The organism is Burkholderia sp. MSMB1459WGS (genome assembly GCF_001534535.1).
Classification (GTDB): Bacteria; Pseudomonadota; Gammaproteobacteria; order Burkholderiales; family Burkholderiaceae; genus Burkholderia.
On record NZ_LPMU01000013.1, the window covers coordinates 61,312 to 87,299 of the forward strand.

The window sequence follows — 25,988 nt, forward strand, 5'->3', positions numbered from 1 at the left end:
GCGCCGCACCGGCCAACGCAGCAGGCGGTCCCCCGCCGCATTGACATAAGGAACACCATGTTGCGCGCAATGTTTTGTGCCGCGGCGTTTGCCGTGCCGTTGTCGGCGGCGGCTTTCACGGGCGCGGATCTCGACCGGCTGTGCGCGAAGACGGACGTCAAGTCGCGGGCGTCGTGCGCGGCCTATATCGAAGGCGCCGCCGACGGCGTCTACAACACGATCGATGCGATCGGCGGCACCACGGGGCCGCGCGTCGGTCAGTACTTTTGCCTGCCGCCCGACATCCGGGCGCAACAGATGACGGACGCGGTGCGCAAGTACATCGCGGAAAATCCGAAGCTGGCCGACTACAACGCGAGCACCGCGGTGTCGCTCGGTCTCGGCAAGGCGTTTCCCTGCAGGAGCGGCAGCTGATCTGACGCCGTGTCCGGGCGCGTGCGCGGCCCGGACGTCGCCGACGCATCCAGGACGAAGCCTGTGCGCTTCATCACTCGAGGGCGCCGATGATTTCAATCGAGGAACTGCAGCGCATCGCCGATGCGCCGTTGCATTCGTGGCTCGGCACGCTGGGCGTGTCGGTCATCGTCATACTGGTCGTCACGGTCGTGCACCGCCTCGGCGCACGCATCGTCAAACGCGTCGCGCAGCCGTATCCGCTGATGAGCGCGATCCTGCGCTACATCGACAAGCCGTCGCTCGTCGTGCTGGCGCTGCTGGCGCTCGAATTCCTGTGGCTCCAGGCGGACGACGGCATGTCGTTCGTGCGCGGCATGCGCACCGCGGCCGCCGTCGGCTCCATCGTGTCGCTCACGTGGCTGCTGGTGCGGCTCGCGGCCGGCGTCGGCGACGCGATCATCCAGGCCCATCCGATCGATACGGCCGACAACCTCCAGGCGCGGCGCGTCCATACGCAGGCCAAGGTGCTCGTGCGGACCGTGATGGTGCTGATCGTGATCATCGGCACCGGCGCCGCGCTGATGACGTTCCCGAACGTGCGCCAGATCGGCGCGAGCCTGCTGGCGTCGGCCGGTGTGGCAGGGCTGGTCGCCGGTATCGCCGCGCGGCCGGTGCTCGGCAACCTGATTGCCGGGTTGCAGATCGCGCTCACGCAGCCGATCCGGCTCGACGACGTGGTCGTGATCCAGGGCGAGTGGGGGCGCATCGAGGAAATCACCGGCTCGTTCGTGTCGGTGCGGCTGTGGGACCAGCGGCGTCTCGTCGTGCCGCTGCAGTGGATCATCGAGAACCCGTTCACGAACTGGACGCGCAGTAGCGCGGAGATCATCGGTACCGTTTACCTGTCGGTCGATTACCGCACGCCGCTCGCGCCGCTGCGCGAGGAACTCGCACGGCTCGTCCACGCCGCGCCGGAATGGGACGGCCGCGTGCAGGTGCTGCAGGTGACCGACGCGACGGAGCGCACGATGCAACTGCGTGCGCTCGTCAGCGCGGCCGACTCGTCGTCGTGCTGGGATCTGCGCTGCCGCGTGCGCGAAGGGCTGATCGCCTATCTGCAGAACCGCTATCCGCAATGCCTGCCGCGCAGCCGGATGGAGCTGTATCCGCACGAATCCGCGCCCGATGCGCCGAATCCCGAACGGCCGCACGCGCGCTCGCCTGCCGCCAGCACGGCGGCCAACACCGCGGCCGACCCGCAGGCCGTCGACGGTCGCTGAACGCGGCCCGGCGCCGGCCTGCCATGCCCCATCGCCCATTCCCATGACCGCGCTGAAGACGCTCGCCATCGCCAATTACCGCTCGCTGCGCGAGCTCATCGTGCCGCTCGCGGCGCTCAACGTCGTCACGGGGCCGAACGGCAGCGGCAAGTCGAGCGTGTACCGCGCGCTGAGGCTGCTCGCCGACACCGCGCAGGGCCGCGTGATCCCGTCGCTCGCGCGCGAGGGCGGCTTGCCGTCGACGTTGTGGGCCGGGCCCGAGCGCTTCTCGCGCGCGATGCTGGCCGGCGAGGTGCCGGTGACGGGCACCGTGCGCAACGGGCCGGTGAGCCTGAAGCTCGGCTTTGCGTGCGACGATTTCGGCTATTCGATCGATCTCGGCCTGCCGCTGCCGAGCAGCTCGCAGTTCGCGCTCGATCCGGTGATCAAGCGCGAATGCATCTGGGGCGGCGCGTTGCCGCGCCCGTCCACGCTGCTGGTCGACCGGCAGGGCGCGCAGATTCGCGTGCGTACCGCGTCGGGCGACTGGCGGACGATTCCGCAACCGGTCGCGAGCTTCGACAGCATGATGACCGAGTTCGCCGATCCGACCGGCGCGCCCGAGATGATCGCGGTGCGCGAGCGGATCCGCTCGTGGCGCTTCTACGACCATTTCCGGACCGATGCGCGGGCACCGGCGCGCCAGTCGCACATCGGCACCCATACGCCGGTGCTCGCGGACGACGGGGCCGACCTGGCCGCCGCGCTGCAGACGATCCGCGAAATCGGCGATGCGGCGGCGCTCGACGCGGCGATCGACGACGCGTTTCCCGGCGCGTCGGTCGAGATCGACAAACCGGGCGGCCGCGGCCGTTTCGACGTGCTGATGCGCCAGCCGGGGCTGCTGCGGCCGCTGGCGGCGGCCGAGTTGTCCGACGGCACGCTGCGCTACCTGCTGCTCGCGGCCGCGCTACTGACGCCGCGGCCGCCGGCGCTGATGGTGCTGAACGAACCCGAGACGAGCCTGCATCCCGATCTGCTGCCGGCGCTCGGCCGGCTGATCGCGCAGGCCGCGCGGCATTCGCAGGTGCTGGTCGTGTCGCACGCGGCGCGGCTCATCGCGACGCTCGAGCGCGAGGCCGGCTGCGAATCGCTGGTGCTCGACAAGCAGCTCGGCGCGACCGCGCTCGTCGATGCCGACTCGCGCGACCTGCCGGCGTGGAAGTGGCCGTCGCGCTGACGGCCTGATGGCGTGCGTTGGGTCGCGATCGGCGCGCGAAGGCATCGGATCGGCCCCGAACGGGCTCGATGCGAGGCGGCCGGGCCCGCTCTGCGGAATGTATCCGGTCTGTAACAACCCCCAAAAAATGAAAGACCGGCGGTTCCGCTCATCGGGATCGCGAATAATAATGGGATATCCGGCTGGTGCCGCGCCGGCCGGCGCGGGATGGACGCAGGACGTGCGCGCGCAAGCGCGGCCCCCTGCCGGCCGTACCGCAACGGACAGGACACAGGAGACGTGGACCATGAGAATTGCCCAGATCGCCCCGCTGACCGAATCCGTGCCGCCGAAGCTGTACGGCGGCACGGAGCGCGTCGTGTCCTACATCACCGAGGCGCTCGTCGAGCTCGGCCACGATGTGACGCTGTTCGCGAGCGGCGATTCGACGACGCGGGCGAAGCTCGAGCCCGTGTGGCCGCGCGCGCTGCGACTCGATTCGTCGATCCGCGACCGGGTTGCGCCGCACATGCTGCTGATGGAGACGGTCGCGCGCCGCGCGAAGGATTTCGACGTGCTCCATTTCCACATGGACTACTACTCGTTCTCGGTCTTCAACCGACAGGACACGCCTTACGTGACGACGCTGCACGGCCGCCTCGACCTGCCCGAGCAGCAACCGGTGTTCGACACGTTCAACACGGCCCCGGTGATCTCGATTTCCAATTCGCAGCGCCAGCCGTTGCCGCAGGCGAAATGGCTGACGACCGTCTATCACGGGTTGCCCGAGACGCTGTACATGCCGCAGCCCGTCGAGCCGCGCTATCTCGCATTCCTCGGCCGCATCTCGCCGGAAAAACGCGTCGACACCGCGATCCGCATTGCCGGCCAGTGCGGGTTGCCGATCCGGATTGCCGCGAAGATCGACGCGGCCGACCAGGAATACTTCGACCGCGAGATCAAGCCGCTCTTCGCGTTGCCGCACGTCGAATACGTCGGCGAGATCGCCGATCACGAGAAGGCTGAATTCCTGTCGGGCGCGCATGCGCTGCTGTTTCCGATCGACTGGCCGGAACCGTTCGGCCTGGTGATGATCGAGGCGATGTCGTGCGGCACGCCGGTGATCGCGTTCAACCGCGGCGCGGTGCCCGAAGTGGTGGACGAGGGCGTGTCGGGTTTCATCGTCGAGGATGAAATCAGCGCGGTGGCCGCCGTGAACCGGCTGCACCTGCTGCCGCGTGCGCGCGTGCGGCAGCGCTTCGAGGAGCGCTTCACGTCGCGCCGGATGGCGCAGCAGTACGTGGACGTGTACCAGTCGGTGATCCGCGCGCAGAAGCGCTCGCGCTTCAAGGTGATCGACTCGACGACCTGAGCGGCCCGATCGACCCGGCCGCGTTGGCGCAGCGCGCCGGCGGATAAAAAAACGGCGATGCCCGCAAGGACATCGCCGTTTGTGCATGACCCGCGCGAGGCCCGCGCGGGCAGGGCGTCAACGTCAGATCTTGAGCTTCGTGACCTTCGTGCCGTTGATCGATACGTCGCCCATCAGGCCGGCGTTGGTCAGCACGACGACCTGGACCGGTGCGGTGGCCGTGTTGGAATCGACCGCGCCGTTCGCGCCCATCTTCACGAGTGCGACCGAGGCGCCGGCGCCGGCGGCCCAGCCGTCCGAGTTGCGGAATTCGTCGAGCGCCTGCTGCGTCATGAACAGGAACACGATCGCCTTCGACTGCGCGCCGGCCTGCAGGCCGACCGACAGCGACGACGTGTTGTAGTAGCCGACCGTGCTGCCGCCGACGCGCAGCGCGCCGTTGCCGGACTGGCCGCCGACGATGAAGCCGGCCTGGAGCACTTCGGGGAAGACCAGCACGCCGCGCGATTTCGCGACGAGTTCGCGCGAACCCTTGACCGTGGAGTACATGCGCGACAGCGTGGCGTCGACGCTCGCGTCGATCGACTGGCGTTTGGACGCGTTGGTCGCGGCGTTGTCCGGCTTGTCCGGGGTGGTGGTGCAACCGGTGAGCGCGAGGCTACCGACGATGAGCGCAGCGGCGGCTTTCAGCACAAGATTCCGTTTTTGCATCGTTGTTCTCCATCGGATGACGTTCGGAGTGAGTCTCGCTCAAGGAGCGGATCACGTCGGCAGTTATATCACAGCGGATTACGGCCTCTTTTCGTTGCCGCGTGAAAAAGCGTCAAATCGCGTGGGGGTGTCGCGGCGCGCCAACGGACGATGCGGCGCCGACGCGCGAGGGGGCGGGTCGGCATGCGGGGCGCGCGACGAGCGGGCGGGAGGGCGCGGCGTTTGCAGCGCGCGCCCGTGTCAGTGTGTGACGGGCGGAACGGGCGGCTTGATCGGCGGGCGGCGAAGCGCGCGGCGGATCAGCGCGATCACGATGCCGCACGCGAACAGGAACGCGGCCGGGACGACCCAGTAGCCGACGAACGCATGCCACAGATAGCCCGCGAGCGTATTGCGGCGTACCACGTATTCGTCGCGAGCCGCCTGCTGGCGCGGCGCGTTGGCGGCGAGCACGTCGGCCGGGCAGCCGGCCGCGCGCGCTTCGTCAGGCTCCCCGTGACACTTCGCGGCGGCGCCGGCGGCCTGCTGCGCGTCGGTGAGCTGCCAGGTGGTCAGCGCGAGCTGCAGGTCCGCCTTGTTGTAGGCCATTTCCTCGCGGATCTCGCGTACGGCGACGATCGCGACGGGCACCGCCCAGAACACGATCACGATCAGCCAGCGGCGGAACCAGCGGTGTTGTCTCCATGCCATCCAAGCCTCCGTTTGACGCGCGTGCGCGTCCGTCTCGAGGGCGGCCCGATGGCGCTTCTTGGTCTTGGGTGGGCCGCGTTGCAGCCATCATAGAAGAAAACGCGGCGAAATGCCGCACCGCGTGGCGGCGCGGGGCCGGCTGCCGGAAAAAACGGGGCGGGAAAGACGGGAGTGCGGGCGTCGATGCGCGTGCAACGAAAATGAAAATGCCGCGCCCGCCGAAGCGGGGCGCGGCATTCGAGGCGGGAGCGCCGGGACTCAGGCGGCCGGCTGGTTGCTCAGGCAGCTCTTCATGAACGCCTTGCGATCGTCACCCTTCTTGCCGGTGGCCTGCGTATTGCACGCCTTCATCTTTTCCTGCTGCGTCATCGCCTTCGCGGGCTTCGCCGACAGGCAGTCCTTCATGAACGCCTTGCGTTCGTCGCCCGTCTTGCCGGCTGCCTGGGTGTTACAGGCCTTCATCTTGTCCTGCTGGCTGTTCGCCGCGAATGCGGGGGAAGCCAGCATGCCGCCGAGAAGCACTGCGGCTACGAGCGATTGGATTTTCATTTCGACACTCCCATGGGGTGAATTGCGTGTGATCGACGCCGTCACGAAGCACGACGCGATGAGGACAGGGCCACATCGCACCGCGCGCTCCGATTATGGCAAATCAAGGTGAAAACACCAAAACGGCACTTCCTATAACGTTGCGGACGCCATGGCCGTTGACGCCGCGCGCGGCCCGGAGATCGGGACAAACCATGATGCGCGCCGGCTATCGCCGGCCGCCGCGCCGGAACCTGCCGGCTCGCGGCCGGGAGCCATTACAATCGCGGCCATGAATACACCGAACATCGCATCCCCTTCGTCCGCGGCGCCGCTGCCGCGCATCGCCGTACTCGCCACGGGCGGCACGATCGCCGGCGCCGCGCCCGACGCCGCCAGCACGGCCGGCTACCAGGCCGGCGCGCTCGGCGTCAATTTCCTGGTCGACGCCGTGCCGGCACTCGCGTCGGTCGCACGCATCGACGCGGAACAGGTCGCCAGCATCGACAGCAAGGATCTCGCGCTGCCGCTGTGGAACACGCTCGCCGCGCGGATCGACGCGCTGATGGCCGACCCGGCCGTCGACGGCATCGTGATCACCCACGGCACCGATACGCTCGAGGAAACCGCGTATGCACTGCATCTGGTCGTGCGGGGCGACAAGCCGGTCGTGCTGACGGCCGCGATGCGGCCGGCCACCGCGCTGTCGTCCGACGGCCCGCTGAACCTGCTGAACGCGGTGACGGTGGCCGCGCATCCGGCCGCGCGCGGGCAGGGCGTGCTGGTCGCGTTCAACAACCGGATCCACGGCGCGCGCGATGTCGTGAAGACGAGCACCTATGCGGTCGACGCGTTCCAGTCGCCGGAACTCGGCGCGCTCGGCTGGGTGCAGGACGGCCGCGTCGAATTCGCGCGCCGCGTCACGCGCACGCGCGACACGCAACTGGCGATCGCCGCGACCTGGCCGCCGGTCGAAGTCGTCGCGAGTTATGCGGGCGTGACGCGCACGGCCGTGGACGCGCTCGTCGCGGCCGGCGTGCGCGGGCTCGTCGTCGCGGGCACCGGCAACGGGTCGATCCATGCGGTGCTGCAGGCGGCGCTCGCCGATGCGGCGAACGCGGGCGTGGCGGTGGTCCGTGCGTCGCGCGTCGGTTCGGGACACGTGATGCGCAACGGCGCCGCGAGCGACGATGCGCTCGGTTTCGTGAGCGCGGGCTCGCTGCACCCGTTCAAGGCGCGCGTGCTGCTGATGCTCGCGCTGGCGAACGGCATTCGGGATCGAGACGCACTGCAGCACGCGTTCGATACGCTGTGACGGATGGCCGCCGCTCGGGCGGCGTGCGGCGCGCATAAAAAATGGCAGGCTGGTGGCCTGCCATTTTTGCGTCGGTACTGCGAGAACGATCAGGATTGCACGATCAGGACTGCGGCGGAATCACGAGCTTCTGGCCCGGGTAGATCCGGTCCGGGCTCGACAGCATCGGCTTGTTCGCCTCGAAGATCACCGGGTACTTGTTCGCGTCGCCATACACTTCCTTCGCGATCGCCGACAGCGTGTCGCCCGGCTTCACGTCGTGGTACTGGACTTCCGGATCGTCCGGCTGCAGGCCGTCGTCGTTGACGCCTGCGACGCCTTGCACGTTGCCGGCCGCGACCTTGACCTTCGCCTTCGTGTCGAGATCGGGCACGCTGCCCGACAGCGACACGGTGCGCGACGCGCCGTCGAACGCGACGGTCAGATTCGACGTGTCGAGACCTTGCGTGTTGATGTAGTTCTTGATTGCGTCGGCCGCGGTCTGGTTTGCGGCATTCGGATCTTCCGCCGCTTGCGCGTCGGCATGACCCAGCAGTTTTTCACCCGCCTCTTTGATAAACGAAAGAAGACCCATCGCTGCACTCCTTAGGTGGTTGAAAAGAAAACGCGCCATGAAGTGGCGAAAAAAACACCGCGCTGGATGCGGCCACCTGGGCGGGCGCAAGCGCGGCGGTTTTCTCGAAAGGCGTGGCGAAAGTGTAGGCGTTCAACGCGACGATTGCATGAAAAATCGCACGCTCGAACGTAAAGAAATGTAATACGCGAAATCCGACAGGCGGACACCCGACGACGACGTCTGACCGACCAAGGCTTCCCCGGCGCCGCCGGGTGCCGCTGCGGACCCCACCACGCCGCTCTCAGCCCAGAGCGGCGTTTTTCGCCCCGTCCCGCATGCCGTTGGCGATGCGGGGCGGGGCGCCCCAACGTGATGCGCGCGTGCGTCGCGCATCGAGGCGACCGGCCGTGGCCGAGTCGCGTGTATGCGTCGCGCGCCTGCGCCATCGCAGCGAAAGCGCGCGTTGCGGCATCCGCGTTACGCGGCCGGCGTCTGGCCGATCTCGAAGTTCGACATGATCTCGAGCGCGCGCACGAGGGCCGAGTGATCCCATGCCTTGCCGCCGTGCGATGCGCACACGCTGAACAGCTGCTGCGCGCTCGCGGTGTGCGGCAGCGCGAGGCCGAGCTTGCGTGCGCCGTCGAGCGCGAGGTTCAGGTCCTTCTGGTGCAGCTCGATGCGGAAGCCCGGATCGAACGTGCGCTTGGTCATCCGCGCGCCGTGCACTTCGAGGATGCGCGACGCGGCGAAGCCGCCCATCAGCGCCTGGCGCACACGCTCCGGGTCGGCGCCCGAACGTGCGGCGAACAGCAGCGCTTCGCCGACCGCCTCGATGTTCAGCGCGACGATGATCTGATTCGCGACCTTGCAGGTCTGGCCGGCACCGTTGTCGCCGACGAGCGTGATGTTCTTGCCCATCTTCTCGAACAGCGGCTTCGCGCGCTCGAATGCCTTCTCCGGGCCGCCGACCATGATCGTCAGCGTCGCTTCGCGTGCGCCGACCTCGCCGCCGGACACCGGCGCGTCGAGGTAGTCGCAGCCGAGCGCGTTGATCTGCTTCGCGAATGCCTGCGTGTCGAGCGGCGAAATCGAGCTCATGTCGATCACGAGCTTGCCGGCCGTCAGGCCCTTCGCGACGCCGTCGTCGGCGAACAGCACGTTGCGCACGTCGGGCGTGTCCGGCACCATCGAGATGATGATGTCGGCGTGCTGCGCGACTTCGGTCGAGTTCGCGACGACCTTCGCGCTGCCGCGCAGGTCGTCGGGAATCGGGAACGCACCGTTCACGACGAGCTGATGATCGCCCTTGAGCAGGTTGCGCGCCATGTGCGCGCCCATGATGCCGAGGCCGATGAAACCGATGGTTGCCATGTGAAAGTCTCCTATAGGGCTGAAAACGGGAAGGGCGCGACTCAGGCGGCGCGACGCGCCGAGGCCGGTGCACAGCCGGCCACGCTTTGCAGCCAGCCGAGGCCTTCCGTCGTGGTGGTACGGGGCTTGTATTCGCAGCCGACGTAGCCGGCATAGCCGAGCCGGTCGAGCAGCGCGAACAGGAACGCGTAGTTGATCTCGCCGGTGCCCGGCTCGTTGCGGCCCGGGTTGTCCGCGAGCTGGACGTGGCCGATCGACGCGAGGTTGCGTTCGATCGTCGCGGCCAGTTCGCCTTCCATGCGTTGCATGTGATAGATGTCGTACTGCAGGAACAGGTTGTCCGAGCCGACCGCGCGGATCACGTCGAGCCCTTCGGACGAGCGGTTCAGCGCGAAGCCCGGGATGTCGAAGCTGTTGCACGGTTCGACGAGCAGGCGGATGCCTTCGCGCTTCAGCGCGTCGGCGGCGAAGCGCAGGTTGTCGACGATCGTCACGAACGTCTTGTCGCGCGCGGTGCTCGCCGACGGGATGCCGACGAGGCAGTTCAGCTGCGGCACCTTCAGCGCCTTCGCGTACTCGATCGCACGGCCGACGCCTTCCTGGAATTCGCTCACGCGATCGGGCAGGCACGCAATGCCGCGCTCGCCCTGATCCCAGTTGCCGGCGGGCAGGTTGTGCAGCACGAGGCGCAGGCGGTGCGTCTCGAGCCGCTCGGCGAGTTCCTCTTTCGCGTACGGATACGGGAACAGAAACTCGACGGCGTCGAAGCCCGCGTCCGCGGCCGCCTTGAAGCGGTCGAGGAACGGCACTTCGTTGAACAGCATGGTCAGGTTTGCAGCAAACTTCGGCATGAGCTAAGCCTCTTCGGTCGGTCAGTCAAAAATATCGTGCGGTTCAGTCGAGCATCGAGATCGCGGTCGGTGCGTGCTCGGCCTTTTCGGCGAGCTCCTCGAATTCGTTGATCGCGTCGATTTCGGTGCCCATCGAGATGTTCGTCACGCGCTCGAGGATCACTTCGACGACCACCGGCACGCTGAACTCTTCCGCGAGCGTTTGCGCCTGGCGCAGCGCCGGCTCGATTTCTTCCGGCTTGAACACGCGCAGCGCCTTGCAGCCGAGGCCTTCCGCGACGGCCACGTGGTCGACGCCATACCCGTTCAGTTCCGGCGCGTTCACGTTGTCGAACGCGAGCTGCACGCAGTAGTCCATGTCGAACGCGCGCTGCGCCTGGCGGATCAGCCCGAGGTACGAGTTGTTCACGACGACGTGCACGTACGGCAGCTTGAATTGCGCGCCGGCCGCCAGTTCCTCGATCATGAACTGGAAGTCGTAGTCGCCGGACAGCGCGACGATCGGGCGGCTCGGGTCGGCCGCACGCACGCCGAGCGCGGCGGGGATCGTCCAGCCGAGCGGGCCGGCCTGGCCGCAGTTGATCCAGTTGCGCGCCTTGAACACGTGCAGGAACTGCGCGGCGGCGATCTGCGACAGGCCGATCGTGCTGACGTAGCAGGTATCGCGGCCGAACACCTTGTTCATCTCTTCGTACACGCGCTGCGGCTTGACCGGCACGTTGTCGAAGTGCGTCTTGCGCTGCAGCGTGCGCTTGCGTTCCTGGCATTCCGCGACCCACGCGCTGCGATCCTTCAGCTTGCCGGCGGTCTTCCATTCCCGTGCCACCGCGACGAACAGCTCGAGCGCCGCCTTCGCGTCCGACACGATGCCGAGATCGGGGCCGAACACGCGGCCGATCTGCGTCGGCTCGATGTCGACGTGCACGAACTTGCGGCCCTTCGTGTAGACCTCGATGCTGCCCGTGTGGCGGTTCGCCCAGCGGTTGCCGATGCCGAGCACGAAGTCGGACGCGAGCATCGTCGCGTTGCCGTAGCGGTGCGACGTCTGCAGGCCGACCATGCCGGCCATCAGCGGGTGGTCGTCGGCAATCGCGCCCCACGACATCAGCGTCGGGATCACCGGCACGCCGACCGTTTCGGCGAACTGCACGAGCAGGTCTTCGGCCGCCGCGTTGAGCACGCCGCCGCCCGACACGATCAGCGGCTTGTCCGCGTCGTTCAGCATTGCGAGCGCCTTCTCGATCTGCGCGCGGGTGGCCGCGGGCTTGTAGACCGGCAGCGGTTCGTACGTGTCGATGTCGAATTCGATTTCGGCGAGCTGCACGTCGATCGGCAGGTCGACCAGCACCGGGCCCGGACGGCCCGAGCGCATCAGGTGGAACGCCTGCTGGAACACGCGCGGCACGAGCGCCGGTTCGCGCACGGTGACGGCCCACTTGGTGACCGGCTTGGCGATCGATTCGATGTCGACGGCCTGGAAATCTTCCTTGTAGAGGCGCGCGCGCGGCGCCTGGCCCGTGATCGCGAGGATCGGAATCGAGTCGGCCGACGCGGAGTAGAGGCCGGTGATCATGTCGGTGCCGGCGGGGCCCGACGTGCCGATGCACACGCCGATGTTGCCCGGTGCCGCACGCGTGAAGCCTTCGGCCATGTGCGACGCGCCTTCGACGTGACGGGCGAGCACGTGGCTGATGCCGCCCGACTTGCGCATGGCCGAGTAGAACGGGTTGATCGCGGCGCCCGGCACGCCGAACGCGGTCTGGATGCCTTCCTTCTCGAGCACGAGTACGGCTGCGTCGACGGCTCTCATCTTGGCCATGAATGTCTCCTTGAATGTGGCGGATCTTGCGAATCGGTCTGTTGGGAACACTTTAGGGATGCAGGAAAGGTTTGATAAGATCAGCCGAAGTCGCTTATTTCGAAACTAAAAGTATGGAATGACCGCCGGACGGGGCTTCCCGCCGGAGTCGGAACGGAGACGGAAGATGGACCGCTTCAAGCAGATCGAGACGTTCGTACGGGTGGCCGATGCCGGCAGCCTCGCGGCGGCGGCGCTCGAGGAGGGCGTGTCGCCGGTGGTGCTCGGGCGGCGCATCGACGCGCTGGAGAAGCGCCTCGGCGTGAAGCTGATGTACCGCTCGACGCGGCGGCTGGTCGTCAGCGAGGAGGGGGCCGCGTTCCTCGAGCGCTGCCGCGGGCTGCTCAGCGAATGGGATCAGGCCGAGAACGAGCTGGCCGCCGGGCGGCGCGCGGTGAGCGGCCACCTGATCGTGTCGGCGCCGGCCGCGTTCGGCCGCAAGCACGTCGCGCCGCACGCGCCCGGTTTTCTGGCCGACAAGCCGGAGATGCAGCTGTCGTTCAACCTGACCGACCGCGTCGTCGATCTCGTGCGCGAGGGCTATGACCTGTCGATCCGGATCGGCGGCGCGGTCGATCCGAACTTCGTCGCGGTGAAGCTCGCGTCGAACCGGCGCGTGGTGTGCGGCACGCCCGGGTATTTCCGCAAGCACGGCCGGCCGAAGTCGCTCGACGACCTGCTGAAGCACAACTGTCTCGCGTTCAACCTGCAGGGCGGCCAGAACCGCGGCTGGTATTTCCAGCGCCACGGCAAGATCGCGACGATGCGCGTGACCGGCAATCTCGACTGCAACGACGGCGAGCTGCTGCACCGCTGGGTGGCCGAAGGGCTCGGGCTCGGCTGGCGCTCGACGTGGGAAATCGCCGCGCAGCTCGAAACGGGCGAACTCGAGACCGTGCTCGACGAATATGCGCTGCCCGACTACGACATCCTCGCGGTCTACCCGCAGCAACGCTACGTGCCGGCGCGCGTGCGCTATTTCATCGACTACCTGCGCGCCGCGTACGCGCGCCCCGGCTACTGGAGCACCACGCCGTGACGGGGCAGCCCGCGCGGCCGTCCGGCGATTTTTTACGCTTCGTGTGCACGGTGCGGGAATAAACTCGACGCAGCGGCGGTAAGGTCATCGAGCGCGCACGTTGCCGGTCTGTCCGGGCGCCGTGCGCGGAACGGGCGCGGCGTCGGCCGCCGGGACCAGGGAGGCCATGTGGGGCAAGCCGGACAGGCGGTCGATGAACGAGCGGCGGACGATGCGATCGCGCGCGGCGAGCGGTTTCGCGTGCTCGTGCTCCCGCATCTCGACGCCGCGTACAACCTCGCGCGCTGGCTGAGCGGCAGCGCCGGCGATGCGGACGACGTCGTCCAGGACGCGTGCATGCGCGCGCTGCGCTTCGTCGATTCGTGTCGCGGCGACAACGCGCGGCCGTGGCTGCTGACGATCGTGCGCCACACCTGGTACACGGAGTGGCGGCGGCGCACGCATGCGCACGAGGTCGCGTTGCCCGACACGCTCGACGACGCCGACGTGCCCGACGACTGGCAGCCGGCCACGGAGGATCCGCTGGCGCATCTGCTGCGCGGCGAGAACGTGCGGCTCGTGAATGCGGCGCTCGCGCAGCTGCCGCCCGAATACCGCGAGGTGCTCGTGCTGCGCGAGATGGAGGACCTGAGCTACCGCGAGATCGCGGCGATCGCGGACGTGCCGGTCGGCACGGTGATGTCGCGGCTCGCGCGCGGCCGGCGCAAGCTCGCCGCGTTGCTGGGCGGCGCGCCTGCGCCGGCGACCGAAGGCCGGCCGGGCCGTGCGCCGGCAGGCGGAACCGCATCGGAGGCTATCGATGGACTGTAACGAAGCGCGAGCGTTGCTGGACGCGGACGTCGACCGCGAGCTGTCGGCGCCCGATGCGTTGCGGGTCCAGCAGCATGTCGACGGGTGCGATGCGTGCCGCCGCGAACGTGCGCGGATCGTCGCGCTGGTGCAGGCCGTACGGCAGGCCGATTATCACCGCGCGCCGGACGCGCTGCGGGCGAGCATCCTCGCGAGCCTGCCGGCGGCAGCCGACGCGCATGCCCACGAGCCGTCGCGGGCCGAGCCTCGGGATGAGCCCCGGTCGCCGCCGCGGCGGCCGCGCGGGCGCGACCGGTTCTCCTGGCTGCCCGGGCGCGGTGGCGCGGCACGACCGGTATCGACCGGTGCCGGGCCCCGCGTGGCCGCGTTGCCGGGCCTCGGCTGGGGCGTCGCGTTGCTGGTGGCGCTCGCGGCGGCGGGCGCAATGGCATGGTCCGCCCGCCATGCCGATACCGACCGAACGGTCGACGAGCTCGTCGCGAGCCATGTGCGGGCCGACCTGTCGGCGCGCGACATCGACGTGATCTCGACCGACCGGCACACGGTCAAGCCGTGGTTCAACGGCCGGCTCGACTATGCGCCGCCGGTCGAGGATCTTGCGGCGAGCGGCTTCGCGCTGGTCGGCGGCCGGCTCGACTACGTCGGGCGTCGCCGCGTCGCGGTGCTCGTCTATCGCCACCGGCAGCACGTGGTCGACGTCTACGTGCAGCCGGCCGGGGAGCGGCCGGCTGCTCCGTATGCGACGGTGTCGCAGGGCTATGCGCTCGACCGCTGGAGCGCGGCCGGGATGACGTGGTGGGCCGTGACCGACGCCGAGCCGTCGGCGCTCGCGGCGTTCCGGACGGCGCTCGACGCGCGACTTGCGGGCACGCACGGCGAATGACCGCGCCGGCGGCGGCGCGGCGCGTGGCTGTTCCGACCCCGGCGCGATAACGCGCGAACCGATGGCATTTGCGCCGGCATACCTGTTCAAGTCTTTGAAAACACGGCCGAATCCGTTTGCCAATCGTCGATTGGCCTTGCATGCGCCCCGTAACCGGGTTAGAATCTTCGGCTTCTCACTTGCCACACCGGTTCAGACGCCCGGGTGGCTTTAATCCACAAGGAGTGTGTAATGCGTCATTACGAAATCGTATTCATCGTGCACCCCGATCAAAGCGAGCAAGTGCCCGCGATGATCGAGCGTTACAAGACCACGATCACGTCGCACGGCGGCCAGATCCACCGCGTCGAAGACTGGGGCCGTCGCCAACTGGCCTACATGATCGAGAAACTCGCGAAGGCTCACTACGTCTGCATGAACATCGAGTGCGACCAGACGACGCTCGACGAACTCGAACACGCGTTCAAGTTCAACGACGCCGTGCTGCGCCACCTCATCGTCAAGATGAAGAAGGCCGAAACCGGCCCGTCGCCGATGATGAAGGAAGTTCAGCGCGAAGAAGCCAAGAAGGCGGCTGCAGCTCAGCCGGCCGAAGCGCAGGCTTAAGTTCGTCACGCATTAAGCCATCAAGGAGCGCGCCACTCACGTGAACAGGTTGCAATTGACGGCGAGCGTCGTCGAACGCGCACCGGTGCGATATACGCCGGCAGGTGTTCCGATCGCAAGCGCCACATTGCATCACCGCACGGAAGTCGTCGAAGCAGGCATTCCCCGCCAGGTCGAAATGACGATCGAGGCGGTGGCGGCCGGTGAGGCGAGCGGCAAGCTGGAAAGTCGTGAAATGGGCGTCGAAACGCTGTTCACGGGCTTCCTGGCCAAGAAAAGCCGCAACGCGAGAACCTTGGTGTTTCACATCACAGCATTGCAGGACATTGGAAAGGACTGAAATCATGCCCCGCCCGACTGGTAAGAAATTCGACAAGCGTCGTCAGCAACAAAACCCGCTCTTCAAGCGCAAGAAGTTCTGCCGTTTCACGGCTGCCGGCGTCGAGCAGATCGACTACAAGGACACGGAAACGCTGAAGGACTTCATCGGCGAAAACGGCAAGATCACGCCGGCTCGTCTGACGGGTACGAAGGCGCACTATCAGCGTCAGCTGGATACGGCCATCAAGCGTGCGCGTTTCCTCGCGCTGCTGCCGTACACCGATCAGCACAAGGCGTAATCAGGCGACGCAATAAGGAGAATTCGAATGCAAATCATTCTGTTGGAAAAAGTCGCCAATCTGGGTAACCTCGGCGATATCGTCAAGGTCAAGGACGGTTACGCTCGCAACTTCCTGATCCCGAACCGCAAGGCTCGCCGTGCAACGAAGGAAGCGATCGCCGAATTCGAAGTGCGCCGCGCTGAACTCGAAAAGATCGCCGCTGAAAAGCTGGCGGCATCGCAGGCAGTCGGCGAGAAGCTGAACGGCCAGACGTTCGAAATCACGCAGAAGTCGGGCGTCGACGGCCGTCTGTTCGGCTCGGTCACGAACGGCGACGTCGCGGAACTGCTGAAGAAGGCAGGCTACGAAGTCGAAAAGCTGCAAGTGCGCATGCCGGAAGGCCCGCTGAAGATGATCGGCGAGCACAACGTCCAGGTTGCGCTGCACACGGACGTCGTCGTCGACGTCACGATCAACGTGATCGGCGACCACGCGTAAGCGTATGCAAGCTTGCCGGGCGGCTTCCGCCGTCCGGACAAGGGCAGGCGCCCGGGCAACCGGGGCCTGCCTTTTTTATTGCCTGCTCGCCGGCAAGCGGTGGTAGCGCTGCCGCCATCTATTCGCGATAATCCCAACCCATGAACGCGCCGCAAGATCCCCAAATCGAATCGCTGAAAGTCCCGCCGCATTCGGTCGAAGCCGAACAGTCGGTGCTCGGCGGCCTGTTGCTCGACAACGCGGCATGGGACCGGATTGCCGACTTCCTGTCGCAGGGCGACTTCTACCGCTACGACCACCGGATCATCTACGAGCACATCGGCCGGCTGATCGCGGCGACGCGCCCGGCCGACGTCGTGACCGTGTACGAAGCGCTGACCACGTCCGGCAAGGCCGACGACGTCGGCGGGCTCGCGTATCTGAACGCCCTTGCGCAGAACACGCCGAGCGCGGCGAACATCCGCCGCTACGCGGAAATCGTGCGCGACCGCGCGGTGCTGCGCCGGCTGGTGTCGGTCGCCGACGAAATCTCGGCCGACGCCTTCAATCCGCAGGGCAAGGAAGTCCGCCAGCTGCTCGACGAAGCCGAATCGAAGGTGTTCTCGATCGCCGAAGAGGGCGCGCGCGGCAACCAGGGCTTCCTCGAGATCGGCCCGCTGCTCACGCAGGTGGTCGAGCGCATCGACACGCTGTACCACACCGCGAATCCGAGCGACGTCACCGGCACGCCGACCGGCTTCGTCGATCTCGACCGGATGACGTCGGGGATGCACGGCGGCGAACTGATCATCGTGGCCGGCAGACCGTCGATGGGCAAGGCACAGCCGCTCGATGCGCGCGTGAAAACGCTGAGCGGCTGGAAGCGGATGGGCGAGCTGACGATCGGCGATGCGCTGGCTTCGGTCGACGGCGCGCCGTCGATGGTGACCGGCATCTATCCGCAGGGTGAGCGGCAGGTTTACCGTGTCCGATTCTCGGACGGCCGTTCCGCCGAATGCTGCGACGAGCATCTCTGGTGCGTCCATTACCGCGAGTGGCCGAAGCCGCGCATTTTGAACACGGCGGAAATTCGCACGCTGCTGACCCGGCAGCGCTACCGGAATCGCCTGTGGATCGACATGGCAAGCGGCGACTTCGGGCATACGGACGCGCTTCCCGTCGATCCGTGGGTGCTCGGCGCGCTGCTCGGCGACGGTTCGCTGGGCGGTACCGCCGTGCGTTTCAGCGTGAAGGCCGAGGAAACGCTCGAACGGATGCGCTCGCGGGTCGATGCGACGCTCGAACTCGAACATGCAGGGCAGTACGACTGGCGAATCAAGCGCCGGCCGGCCGGCTTGGCGCCGCGCGCGGCGGTCAATCCGCTGAAGGCGGCGCTCGCGGAATTCGGCCTCTGGGGGCGTACCAGCTACGACAAGTTCATTCCGCGCGCGTATCTCGATGCGGGAAAGGACGCGCGGCTCGACTTGCTGCGTGGATTGCTCGATACCGACGGCTGGGTCGAATCGTGGGGCACGGTGCGTTATTCGACGGCCAGCCCGCAACTGGCGCGCGACGTTCAGGAACTCGCTCGTTCGCTCGGCGCGTGGTGCCAGATTTCGGAAAAGGCGACCAGCTTCACGTCGCACGGCCAGCGAGTGGCCGGTGCAACGGCTTACGTGTGCACGATCAGCCATCCGGAACCGCAGAGCCTGTTCCTGTTCGAAGGCAAGCGCGAACGGCTGACGGGCGGGCGCTCGCGCCGCAAGATGCCGGTGATCGTCGACATCGAACCGACGCGCCGGACGGCGACGCAGTGCATCTCGGTGTCGCACCCATCGCGCCTGTACGTGACGGACGACTATGTCGTCACGCACAACACGGCCTTCTCGATGAACATCGGCGAATACGTCGCGGTCGAGTACGGGTTGCCGGTCGCGGTGTTCTCGATGGAAATGCCGGGCACCCAGCTCGTGATGCGTATGCTCGGCTCGATCGGTCGGCTCGACCAGCACCGGATGCGAACCGGCCGCCTGACGGACGAGGACTGGCCGAAACTGACGCACGCGGTGCAGAAGATGAGCGAGGCGCAGCTCTTCATCGACGAGACGGGCGGCCTGAACCCGATGGAGTTGCGCTCGCGCGCGCGGCGCCTTGCGCGGCAGTGCGGCAAGCTCGGCCTGATCATCGTCGACTACCTGCAGCTGATGTCGGGTTCGTCGCAGGGCGAGAACCGCGCGACGGAAATCTCGGAGATTTCGCGCTCGTTGAAGAGTCTCGCGAAGGAGCTCGACGTGCCGGTGATCGCGCTGTCGCAGCTGAACCGCGGCCTCGAACAGCGCCCGAACAAGCGTCCGGTGATGTCGGATTTGCGCGAATCGGGCGCAATCGAGCAGGATGCGGACGTGATCCTGTTCATCTATCGCGATGAAGTCTACAATCCCGACAGCCCAGACAAGGGGACGGCCGAAATCATCATCGGCAAGCAGCGTAACGGCCCGATCGGGCCCGTTCGGCTCACGTTCCTGGGGCAATACACGAAGTTCGACAACTTTGCCGGGGCGCAAACCTTCTACGGCGAGTGAAGCCGGTTGTAAACACCTATTTCGCCAAATGTTGTATCCAATCCCGGCGTGCGCATATGCGCACGTCGCGTCGCGACCGGAAACGGTACAATGTCGCCCGTTTTCGTGACAGTAGTTTGACAATCTCTCAGGAATCCCATGTTCGGTCGATTCATGCCCACCGAGGGCAAGTTCTTTGAACTCTTCAACGCGCACGCGAAGCACATCGTTTCCGGTGGCCGCGAGCTCGAACTGCTGATCGACAATCTCGCCGACGCCGAGATTCACAAGCAAAACGTGCAAATCGCCGAGAAGGCCGCCGACAAGCTCACGCACGAGGCGATCGATCTGCTGCACAAGACCTTCATCACGCCGCTCGATCGCGACGAGATCCATAAGCTGATCACGACGATGGACGACATCCTCGACCTGATGGAAGACGTTGCGACGGCCGTGTCGCTGTACGACGTGCAGTCCGTCACGTCCGAGGCGAGCCAGCTCGCGCACATCGTCACGCAGTCGGCCCAACACGTGCAGCAGGCCGTCGGCTTGCTGTCCGACATGAAGCAGTCGGCACAGATCCTCAAGCAGTGCGAGGAAATCGACCGCTGGGAGTCGGAGGCCGATCGCGTGCTGCGCGCGGCGATGTCGAAGCTGTTCCGCGAGGAAGACGACGTGAAGACGCTCATCAAGCTGAAGGCGATCTACGAGCTGCTCGAGGAGATCACCGACAAGTGCGAGGACGTCGCGAACATCATCGAAGGCATCGTGCTGGAAAACGCCTGAGCGGACCACGATGCATTCGATACAACTCGCCCTATGGATGGTCGCGACGCTGGTGCTCGTCGCGCTCGTATTCGACTTCATGAACGGCTTTCACGACGCGGCGAACTCGATCGCCACCGTCGTGTCGACCGGCGTGCTGAAACCCCAGCAGGCCGTGGTGTTCGCGGCCGCGTTCAACGTGATCGCGTACTTCATCTTCCACCTGAAAGTCGCGCAGACCGTCGGTAAAGGCACGATCGATCCCGAGATCGTCGACCATTACGTCGTGTTCGGCGCACTGGTCGGTGCGATCGGCTGGAACGTGATCACGTGGTACTACGGGATTCCGTCGAGCTCGTCGCACGCGCTGATCGGCGGCCTCGTCGGCGCGGCGCTCGCGAAGTCCGGCTGGAGCGCGCTGAACATCGACGGGCTGCTGAAGACGATCGCGTTCATCTTCATTTCGCCGCTGCTCGGTTTCATCCTCGGTTCGCTGTTCATGCTCGGCGTGTCGTGGCTGTATTTCCGTACCGCGCCCAGCAAGGTCGACCGGCGCTTCCGCCGGCTGCAACTGCTGTCGGCCGGGCTGTACAGCCTCGGTCACGGCGGCAACGACGCACAGAAGACGATCGGTATCATCTGGATGCTGCTGATCGCGAGCGGTTACGCGTCGGCGAGCGCCGATGCGCCGCCGGCCTGGGTGATCGGCGCGTGCTACCTTTCGATGGGCCTCGGTACGCTGTTCGGCGGCTGGCGCATCGTGCGCACGATGGGCCAGAAGATCACGAAGCTCAAGCCGGTCGGCGGTTTTTGCGCGGAAAGCGGCGGCGCGATCACGCTGTTCATCGCGTCGTTCCTCGGCATTCCCGTGTCGACCACGCACACGATTACCGGCGCGATCGTCGGTGTCGGCGCGACGCAGAAGCTGTCGGCCGTGCGCTGGGGCGTCGCCGGCAACATCGTGTGGGCGTGGGTGCTGACGCTGCCGGCGGCCGCGTTGTTCGCGGCTGGCGGGTGGTGGCTCGGACGCCAGATCTTCTGAGCGCCGACACGGCCGGATCGACATGAAATGCGCCGCAAGCCGAAAGGCTGCGGCGCATTTTCTTTTGGAGGCTGGGCGGGAGAGCGGCGACGAGGCGGGAGGGACGGCAGATGCCGCCAACGTCGTTGACGGGCGGATTCGGGCAATCGCTCAATAACTGCCGTTCGCAAACCGCGCGATCGGATCGTCTGCCGTACCGGTGCGCGGGCTGATGGGCGCGGATTGCGTCGATGCTCGCCATACCTGCACGGGCGCGGGCTCGATACCGCGTGGGGGCGTCGACGCGGTGGCGGGCGGCGGTTCGGCATCGAAGGCGGCGGCCTGGGCGGCCGTCAGCGCGGTCGTCGGGATCTGCGTGCCGACTTCCGCCGGGGCGGCCGGTGCGGCATTGGCCGTCATCGCGGGCATCGCGTCATTCGCCGACGTGGCTTGCTGCTGCGCCGCCTGCATCCGTGGCGGCGGCGGTTCGTACGGATCGGCGACCGGTGCCGCCGGTGCAACTGCGGCGGCCGTCACGACCCGCGTGGTCGGGGCGGCCGGCGCCTGCGTCGCTCTCGTTTGCGGCGGCGCATACGCGGGCTGCCGCGGCGCGGCGGCAGCCGTCACGACCACGGGAGCGGCCGCGACCGCCGGGGCATTGCGCGGCTCGTCGCGCTTGGCTTCGTAGGTCGGCGCATCGAACGGCGTCGGGGCCGAGCGCGGCGGCGCGACGCGACGAATGCCGTCGAAGCGCTTCGCCCAGTATGGGTTCGTCAGATAGTCGAGCCGCACGGTGCCGCCGCTGGAGGGCGCGTTCACGAAGCGCAGCTTGCCCACATAGATGCCGACGTGCGAATGCGGACGCCCGGTCGTATTGAAGAAGATCAGGTCGCCCGGCGCGATCTCGTCGGGTTCGATCGCCACGCCGCGGCCGCTCATGTCGGCGGTCGTGCGCGGCAGGTTCACGTCGGCCGCGCGGCCGATCACGTAGCGGACGAGCCCGCTGCAGTCGAAGCCGCTCGCCGGCGTGTTGCCGCCCCAACGATACGGGACGCCGACGAGGCTCATCGCCTGGATCGAGATTTCTTCCTGACCGACGCTGTGGTCGACGAATTTCGGGAAATTGGCGGGCGCGGGGAATGCACGCGGCGTCGTGATCTTCATGCCCGAAGCGGAACGCGATGCCGACTGCGGCGGCACGCTGGAACAGGCCGCAAGCAGGGAGACGACGGCGACGGGAACCCAGATTCGAAGCATGGCAAGGCGGGCGAGCGCGGCGCGCTCGCGAATCGTATGACGACAGACAGACCCGATGGTAGACGCACCGGCGGGGCTTAAGCAACCATTCTTGAGAATTTACTTGAAGTTTCGCGCGTAAACTGCATGGTCGCGTGACGAAGCATTGCTTATATCTTCGACCCTAAATAAAAACGGCGCTCCAAAAAACGGAGCGCCGCGTGGCGTCGAAAGCCGGCCGATCGGCCGGCCTGCGCGTTACAGGATGTCCGACGCGTAGTCGGCGAGCCGCGAGCGTTCGCCGCGCGCGAGGGTCACGTGGCCGCTGTGGCCCCAGCCCTTGAAGCGGTCGACGACGTAGGTCAGGCCCGAGCTGCCTTCGGTCAGGTACGGCGTGTCGATCTGCGCGATGTTGCCGAGGCAGACGATCTTCGTGCCGGGGCCCGCGCGCGTGACGAGCGTCTTCATCTGCTTCGGCGTCAGGTTCTGCGCCTCGTCGATGATCAGGTACTTGTCGACGAACGTGCGGCCGCGCATGAAGTTCATGCTCTTCACTTTGAGGCGCGAACGGATCAGCTCCTGCGTCGCGGCGCGCCCCCATTCGCCGGCCGCATCATCGGTCTTCTGCAGCACTTCGAGGTTGTCGTCGAATGCGCCCATCCACGGTTGCATCTTCTCTTCCTCGGTACCGGGCAGGAAACCGATGTCCTCGCCGACGGGCACGGTCGCGCGCGTCACGATGATCTCGTTGTAGCGCTTGTCGTCGAGCACCTGCGCGAGGCCGGCCGCGAGCGCGACGAGCGTCTTGCCGGTGCCGGCCTGGCCGAGCAGCGTGACGAAGTCGATCTCGGGGTTCATCAGCAGGTTCAGCGCGAAGTTCTGCTCGCGGTTGCGCGCGGTGATGCCCCACACGTTGTTCTTGTGGTGGCTGTAGTCGCGCAAAGTCTGCAGCAGCGCCGTCTTGCCGTTCAGCTCGCGGACGATCGCGTGGAACGTCGGCTCGCCGTTCTGCGGCTCCAGATAGACGAACTCGTTGACGAGCATCGACGCGACGAGCGGGCCCGTCACGCGGTAGTACGTGGTACCCGTCTTCGTGTCCTGCCAGCTCTCCATGCCCTTCGCGTGCTTGGTCCAGAAGTCCTGCGGCAGCTCGCGCACGCCGTTGTACAGGAGATCCGAATCCTCGAGCACCTGGTCGTTGAAGTAGTCTTCCGCAGGCAGGCCGAGCGCGTGCGCCTTGATCCGCATGTTGATGTCTTTCGACACCAGCACGACCTGGCGATCGGGGCGGTCGCGCTGCAGCGCGCGCACGACGCCGAGGATCTGGTTGTCGGCCTTGCCTTCGGGCAGGCCTTCGACGGGCGCGATGTCGGCGAGCTTCGTCTGGAAGTACAGGCGGCCGAGCGCGTCGCGGCTGCCGAGGCGCGACAGCGGAATGCCGGCCGAGATCGGGCCGCCGTCGGCGACGAGCGCGTCGAGCGTGCGGCTGACCTGGCGTGCATTGCGCGCGACTTCGGACATCCCCTTCTTGTGGTTGTCGAGTTCCTCGAGCGTCATCATCGGCAGATAGACGTCGTGTTCCTCGAAGCGGAAGAGGCTGCTCGGGTCGTGCATCAGCACGTTGGTGTCGAGCACGAACAGTTTCTGCAGTTCGGCTTCGGCGGGTTTGCGGCCGCGCGACTTCGTCGCGGCGCCGGCGTCGCGCGCGGGCGTGGCCGCCGGTTTGCCGGCGGCCGGCTTGTCGTTGCGTGCGACGACCGGCGCCGCGGGCTCGACGGGCGCCGGCAGCGGCTGCAGCAGGGCGGCCGTCTGCTTGGTCTTGCGGCCGCGTGCGGGTGCGCTCGCGGCGCCGGACACCGAAGACGCGACGGCGCGCAACGGCGCGGCCGTGTTCGCGGCTTCGATCATCGGTGGGGCCACGCTGGCCGAACCATAGTCACCGGCTGTGGATGCGTCCCCTTCGGCGGATTTCTTCGCGGCTTTCGCGGGCCGCGCTTTCGCCTTGTATTCGTCGGGCGGCAGCAGGCTGCCGAGCTTGCTGGGGGGAGTAGGCAAAGGCATGGTGTCCCTCGGGAGGAATCGTGTCGCATGAAGTGCGCCGCTGATCGCATCCTGCGTGACGTAGACGCATGCAGTTTGCGCGCGGTGGCGCACAGGAATTTCGTCTAGCCGGTTCGCCTAAGTGTCGATCAGCTCCTCGATGCGGTAAGGGCCGGACCGGGGAGGGCCGGCGCGCGTTCCATAAAAAAAGCCGCTGCCCCGTCGACAGGGACATGCGGCTCGGCTGATGCCGTCGTGATGCGCGTCAGGTGCCGGCAAGCATTGCAACGGGCACCGGCGCAGCTACGAGAAATATGGGGCGAACTGGCATTCATTGCGGCCCAATATAACGCGCCTCAAAGCGCTTGTACAGCCTTTAGCACGTCGTCCACGTGACCCGGTACCTTGATGCCGCGCCATGCCTGGCGAAGCACGCCGTCGGCGTCGATCAGGAACGTCGAGCGCTCGATTCCGCGCACTTCCTTGCCATACATTTTCTTCATCTTGATGACATCGAACAACGCGCACAGCGCTTCGTCGGCATCGGAGATCAGCGGGAACGGCAGCTCGAGCTTGGCCTTGAAATTGTCATGCGAGCGCAGGCTGTCGCGCGACACGCCGATGACTTCCGCACCGGCCTTCTTGAACTTCGGATAGAGATCGCGGAACTGCAGCCCTTCGGTCGTGCAGCCCGGCGTGTTGTCCTTCGGATAGAAGTACAGCACGAGCTTCTTGCCCTTCAGGTCGGACAGCGAAATGTCGCCGCCCGTGGCCGGTGCGGTGAAATCGGGAACTTGACGGTCAACTTCGACGGACACGTGTTTCTCCTGTTGTTATGGAAGAGCGCCGCTGCGGCGGCGCGGTTCGGCGGGGCGTCGCAAGGGCGCGGCGGCGACGCCGGCTCGCGCGCGAACTCAGTCGGGCTGGACGATCAGTTCACCGGAGCGGCCGGGGATTTCGCCCCACGCGACAGGGTACGATGGCAGCGAGTCGCGGTCCAGCGTTGCATGGTAGTCGCCCATCGTCGCAAACGTGTGGCCTTGCGCACGCCAGCCGGCGAGCAGTTGCTCGAATACGGGCGCGAGCTTCTGGCCTTCCAGTTCCGCGTGCAGCGTGAACACCTGGTCGTGCGGATTGGTTTCGGTGAACTTGAGGAGGTGCGCGGCGACGTTGTGCGTGTCGACGCCGTCGACGCCGAGCACTTCGTCGAGCGTCGGCAGCGTGGTCGGCATCTGCACGTGCGACAGCGTGCGGCCGCCGACCACGGGCAGGTACGGCGAGTGGCCGCGACCGTCGGACGCGTAGCGCATCCCCCACGCGTCGATCTGCTCGAATGCGGCGTCGTTCATCTGCCAGCCCGCCGCGCCGTGCGTGACGGGCGGCGCGCCGAAGATCTCGACGAAGCGCGCGTGACTCTTCTGCATTTCACGCGTGGTCCAGTCGCGATCGCGTACGCGCACGTTGTCCTGCCAGTAGACGTGATCCCACGTGTGGATCCCACATTCGAAGCCGGCCTCGTGAATCGCGCGCATGTCGGCGATCGCGCGGCGGCCGATGTCGGGGCCGGGCAGCAGCACGCCGTACATCAGCTGCTTCACGCCGTAGTGCTCGACCACCGACGTACGCGACACCTTCTTCAGGAAGCCCGGGCGGAACACGCGCCGCAGCGCCCAGCCCGTGTGATCGGGGCCGAGGCTGAAGAGGAAGGTCGCGCGGGCATTGAAGCGGTCGAAGATGCGCGCGAGGTTCGGCACGCCTTCGCGCGTGCCGCGCAGCGTGTCGACGTCGATCTTGAGGACGATACGAGCCAAGCGAGCGTCCC

At 66.8% G+C, this 25,988-nt stretch carries 26 protein-coding genes and 1 pseudogene; 16 read left to right on the forward strand and 11 right to left on the reverse strand.

All coding sequences use genetic code 11. The features are described 5' to 3' along the window. Positions 1-57 precede the first annotated feature (57 nt). The 4 genes from WT97_RS06065 (at position 58) to WT97_RS06080 (ending at position 4,246) form a co-directional block, all read left to right on the forward strand. On the forward strand, positions 58-414 hold the full coding sequence (locus WT97_RS06065; RefSeq protein ID WP_059506076.1) for a Rap1a/Tai family immunity protein: 357 nt from the start codon (positions 58-60) through the stop codon (positions 412-414). Positions 415-503: 89 nt separating this feature from the next. Continuing rightward, positions 504-1,676, forward strand: a complete 1,173-nt coding sequence (locus tag WT97_RS06070) for a mechanosensitive ion channel family protein (protein WP_059506078.1) — start codon at positions 504-506, stop codon at positions 1,674-1,676. Positions 1,677-1,719: 43 nt separating this feature from the next. Beyond that, a complete protein-coding gene (locus tag WT97_RS06075; protein WP_060353145.1) occupies positions 1,720-2,895 on the forward strand; it encodes an AAA family ATPase in 1,176 nt (391 codons plus the stop codon). A gap of 286 nt (positions 2,896-3,181) precedes the next feature. Then, positions 3,182-4,246, forward strand: coding sequence for a glycosyltransferase family 4 protein (locus WT97_RS06080; protein WP_059505029.1), 1,065 nt, complete (start codon positions 3,182-3,184; stop codon positions 4,244-4,246). Positions 4,247-4,369: 123 nt separating this feature from the next. On the opposite strand, the gene WT97_RS06085 is transcribed toward WT97_RS06080, so the two are convergent. From WT97_RS06085 to WT97_RS06095, 3 genes are all read right to left on the reverse strand, one after another. Beyond that, the gene (locus tag WT97_RS06085) at positions 4,370-4,957 is read right to left on the reverse strand and encodes a YSC84-related protein (protein ID WP_034207498.1); all 588 of its coding nucleotides are present in this window, start codon (positions 4,955-4,957) and stop codon (positions 4,370-4,372) included. A 240-nt stretch (positions 4,958-5,197) separates the two neighbouring features. Further along, positions 5,198-5,647: a hypothetical protein gene (locus WT97_RS06090; RefSeq protein WP_059505027.1), complete on the reverse strand. Its 450-nt coding sequence runs from the start codon at positions 5,645-5,647 to the stop codon at positions 5,198-5,200. A gap of 258 nt (positions 5,648-5,905) precedes the next feature. Continuing rightward, on the reverse strand, positions 5,906-6,196 hold the full coding sequence (locus tag WT97_RS06095; protein ID WP_011549641.1) for a PsiF family protein: 291 nt from the start codon (positions 6,194-6,196) through the stop codon (positions 5,906-5,908). A 271-nt stretch (positions 6,197-6,467) separates the two neighbouring features. Here WT97_RS06095 and WT97_RS06100 point away from each other — a divergent pair, with 271 nt between their 5' ends. Continuing rightward, the gene (locus WT97_RS06100) at positions 6,468-7,490 is read left to right on the forward strand and encodes an asparaginase (protein WP_060353146.1); all 1,023 of its coding nucleotides are present in this window, start codon (positions 6,468-6,470) and stop codon (positions 7,488-7,490) included. Between the two features lie 103 nt (positions 7,491-7,593). Here WT97_RS06100 and lysM read toward each other — a convergent pair whose 3' ends face one another. The 4 genes from lysM to gcl all read right to left on the reverse strand — a co-directional run bounded on the left by lysM (position 7,594) and on the right by gcl (position 12,087). Further along, complete coding sequence (lysM, locus tag WT97_RS06105) at positions 7,594-8,064, reverse strand: peptidoglycan-binding protein LysM (RefSeq protein ID WP_059505022.1); 471 nt, start codon at positions 8,062-8,064, stop codon at positions 7,594-7,596. 459 nt (positions 8,065-8,523) lie between these two features. Then, positions 8,524-9,417, reverse strand: coding sequence for a 2-hydroxy-3-oxopropionate reductase (locus WT97_RS06110; protein ID WP_006485940.1), 894 nt, complete (start codon positions 9,415-9,417; stop codon positions 8,524-8,526). Between the two features lie 41 nt (positions 9,418-9,458). Continuing rightward, complete coding sequence (hyi, locus tag WT97_RS06115; protein ID WP_034207492.1) at positions 9,459-10,268, reverse strand: hydroxypyruvate isomerase; 810 nt, start codon at positions 10,266-10,268, stop codon at positions 9,459-9,461. Positions 10,269-10,311: 43 nt separating this feature from the next. Next, complete coding sequence (gene gcl, locus WT97_RS06120) at positions 10,312-12,087, reverse strand: glyoxylate carboligase (RefSeq protein WP_059790705.1); 1,776 nt, start codon at positions 12,085-12,087, stop codon at positions 10,312-10,314. 166 nt (positions 12,088-12,253) lie between these two features. Between gcl and WT97_RS06125 the strand changes: the two genes are divergently transcribed. The 10 genes from WT97_RS06125 to WT97_RS06170 all read left to right on the forward strand — a co-directional run bounded on the left by WT97_RS06125 (position 12,254) and on the right by WT97_RS06170 (position 20,911). Next, positions 12,254-13,165: a LysR family transcriptional regulator gene (locus WT97_RS06125; RefSeq protein ID WP_059790707.1), complete on the forward strand. Its 912-nt coding sequence runs from the start codon at positions 12,254-12,256 to the stop codon at positions 13,163-13,165. Between the two features lie 168 nt (positions 13,166-13,333). Beyond that, on the forward strand, positions 13,334-13,975 hold the full coding sequence (locus WT97_RS06130) for an RNA polymerase sigma factor (protein ID WP_060353147.1): 642 nt from the start codon (positions 13,334-13,336) through the stop codon (positions 13,973-13,975). Beyond that, complete coding sequence (locus WT97_RS06135) at positions 13,965-14,858, forward strand: anti-sigma factor (RefSeq protein ID WP_060353148.1); 894 nt, start codon at positions 13,965-13,967, stop codon at positions 14,856-14,858. The genes WT97_RS06130 and WT97_RS06135 overlap by 11 nt, the downstream gene beginning before the upstream one ends. A 231-nt stretch (positions 14,859-15,089) precedes the next feature. Beyond that, positions 15,090-15,464, forward strand: a complete 375-nt coding sequence (gene rpsF / locus WT97_RS06140; RefSeq protein ID WP_027784636.1) for a 30S ribosomal protein S6 — start codon at positions 15,090-15,092, stop codon at positions 15,462-15,464. A 40-nt stretch (positions 15,465-15,504) separates the two neighbouring features. Beyond that, positions 15,505-15,804, forward strand: a complete 300-nt coding sequence (priB, locus tag WT97_RS06145; RefSeq protein WP_006486250.1) for a primosomal replication protein N — start codon at positions 15,505-15,507, stop codon at positions 15,802-15,804. A 4-nt stretch (positions 15,805-15,808) separates the two neighbouring features. After that, positions 15,809-16,084 carry a 30S ribosomal protein S18 gene (gene rpsR, locus WT97_RS06150; RefSeq protein ID WP_006486248.1) on the forward strand — a complete coding sequence of 92 codons (276 nt, stop codon included), beginning with the start codon at positions 15,809-15,811 and terminating at the stop codon, positions 16,082-16,084. A 27-nt stretch (positions 16,085-16,111) separates the two neighbouring features. Then, the gene (gene rplI / locus WT97_RS06155; protein WP_027784634.1) at positions 16,112-16,564 is read left to right on the forward strand and encodes a 50S ribosomal protein L9; all 453 of its coding nucleotides are present in this window, start codon (positions 16,112-16,114) and stop codon (positions 16,562-16,564) included. Positions 16,565-16,704: 140 nt separating this feature from the next. Next, positions 16,705-19,125, forward strand: a complete 2,421-nt coding sequence (gene dnaB, locus WT97_RS06160; protein WP_060353149.1) for a replicative DNA helicase — start codon at positions 16,705-16,707, stop codon at positions 19,123-19,125. 138 nt (positions 19,126-19,263) lie between these two features. After that, entirely contained in the window at positions 19,264-19,890 is a 627-nt protein-coding gene (locus WT97_RS06165; RefSeq protein ID WP_006478627.1) for a DUF47 domain-containing protein, read from the forward strand. A gap of 10 nt (positions 19,891-19,900) precedes the next feature. Then, positions 19,901-20,911 carry an inorganic phosphate transporter gene (locus WT97_RS06170; protein ID WP_059505011.1) on the forward strand — a complete coding sequence of 337 codons (1,011 nt, stop codon included), beginning with the start codon at positions 19,901-19,903 and terminating at the stop codon, positions 20,909-20,911. Between the two features lie 150 nt (positions 20,912-21,061). On the opposite strand, the gene WT97_RS06175 is transcribed toward WT97_RS06170, so the two are convergent. Both WT97_RS06175 and WT97_RS06180 read right to left on the reverse strand, forming a co-directional pair. Then, positions 21,062-22,147: a C40 family peptidase gene (locus WT97_RS06175; protein WP_060033908.1), complete on the reverse strand. Its 1,086-nt coding sequence runs from the start codon at positions 22,145-22,147 to the stop codon at positions 21,062-21,064. Between the two features lie 237 nt (positions 22,148-22,384). Then, on the reverse strand, positions 22,385-24,187 hold the full coding sequence (locus WT97_RS06180; protein WP_060353150.1) for a PhoH family protein: 1,803 nt from the start codon (positions 24,185-24,187) through the stop codon (positions 22,385-22,387). Here WT97_RS06180 and WT97_RS35095 point away from each other — a divergent pair. Next, positions 24,083-24,324 (forward strand): annotated as a pseudogene (locus WT97_RS35095) (hypothetical protein); the annotation flags it as partial. The gene WT97_RS06180 and the pseudogene WT97_RS35095 overlap by 105 nt on opposite strands. 198 nt (positions 24,325-24,522) lie before the next feature. On the opposite strand, the gene WT97_RS06185 reads toward WT97_RS35095, so the two are convergent. Both WT97_RS06185 and WT97_RS06190 read right to left on the reverse strand, forming a co-directional pair. Then, on the reverse strand, positions 24,523-24,984 hold the full coding sequence (locus tag WT97_RS06185) for a peroxiredoxin (RefSeq protein ID WP_034207483.1): 462 nt from the start codon (positions 24,982-24,984) through the stop codon (positions 24,523-24,525). Between the two features lie 96 nt (positions 24,985-25,080). Then, positions 25,081-25,977 (reverse strand): polysaccharide deacetylase family protein, encoded by an 897-nt coding sequence (locus tag WT97_RS06190; protein WP_060353151.1) that lies wholly within the window; start codon positions 25,975-25,977, stop codon positions 25,081-25,083. Positions 25,978-25,988: the final 11 nt, after the last annotated feature.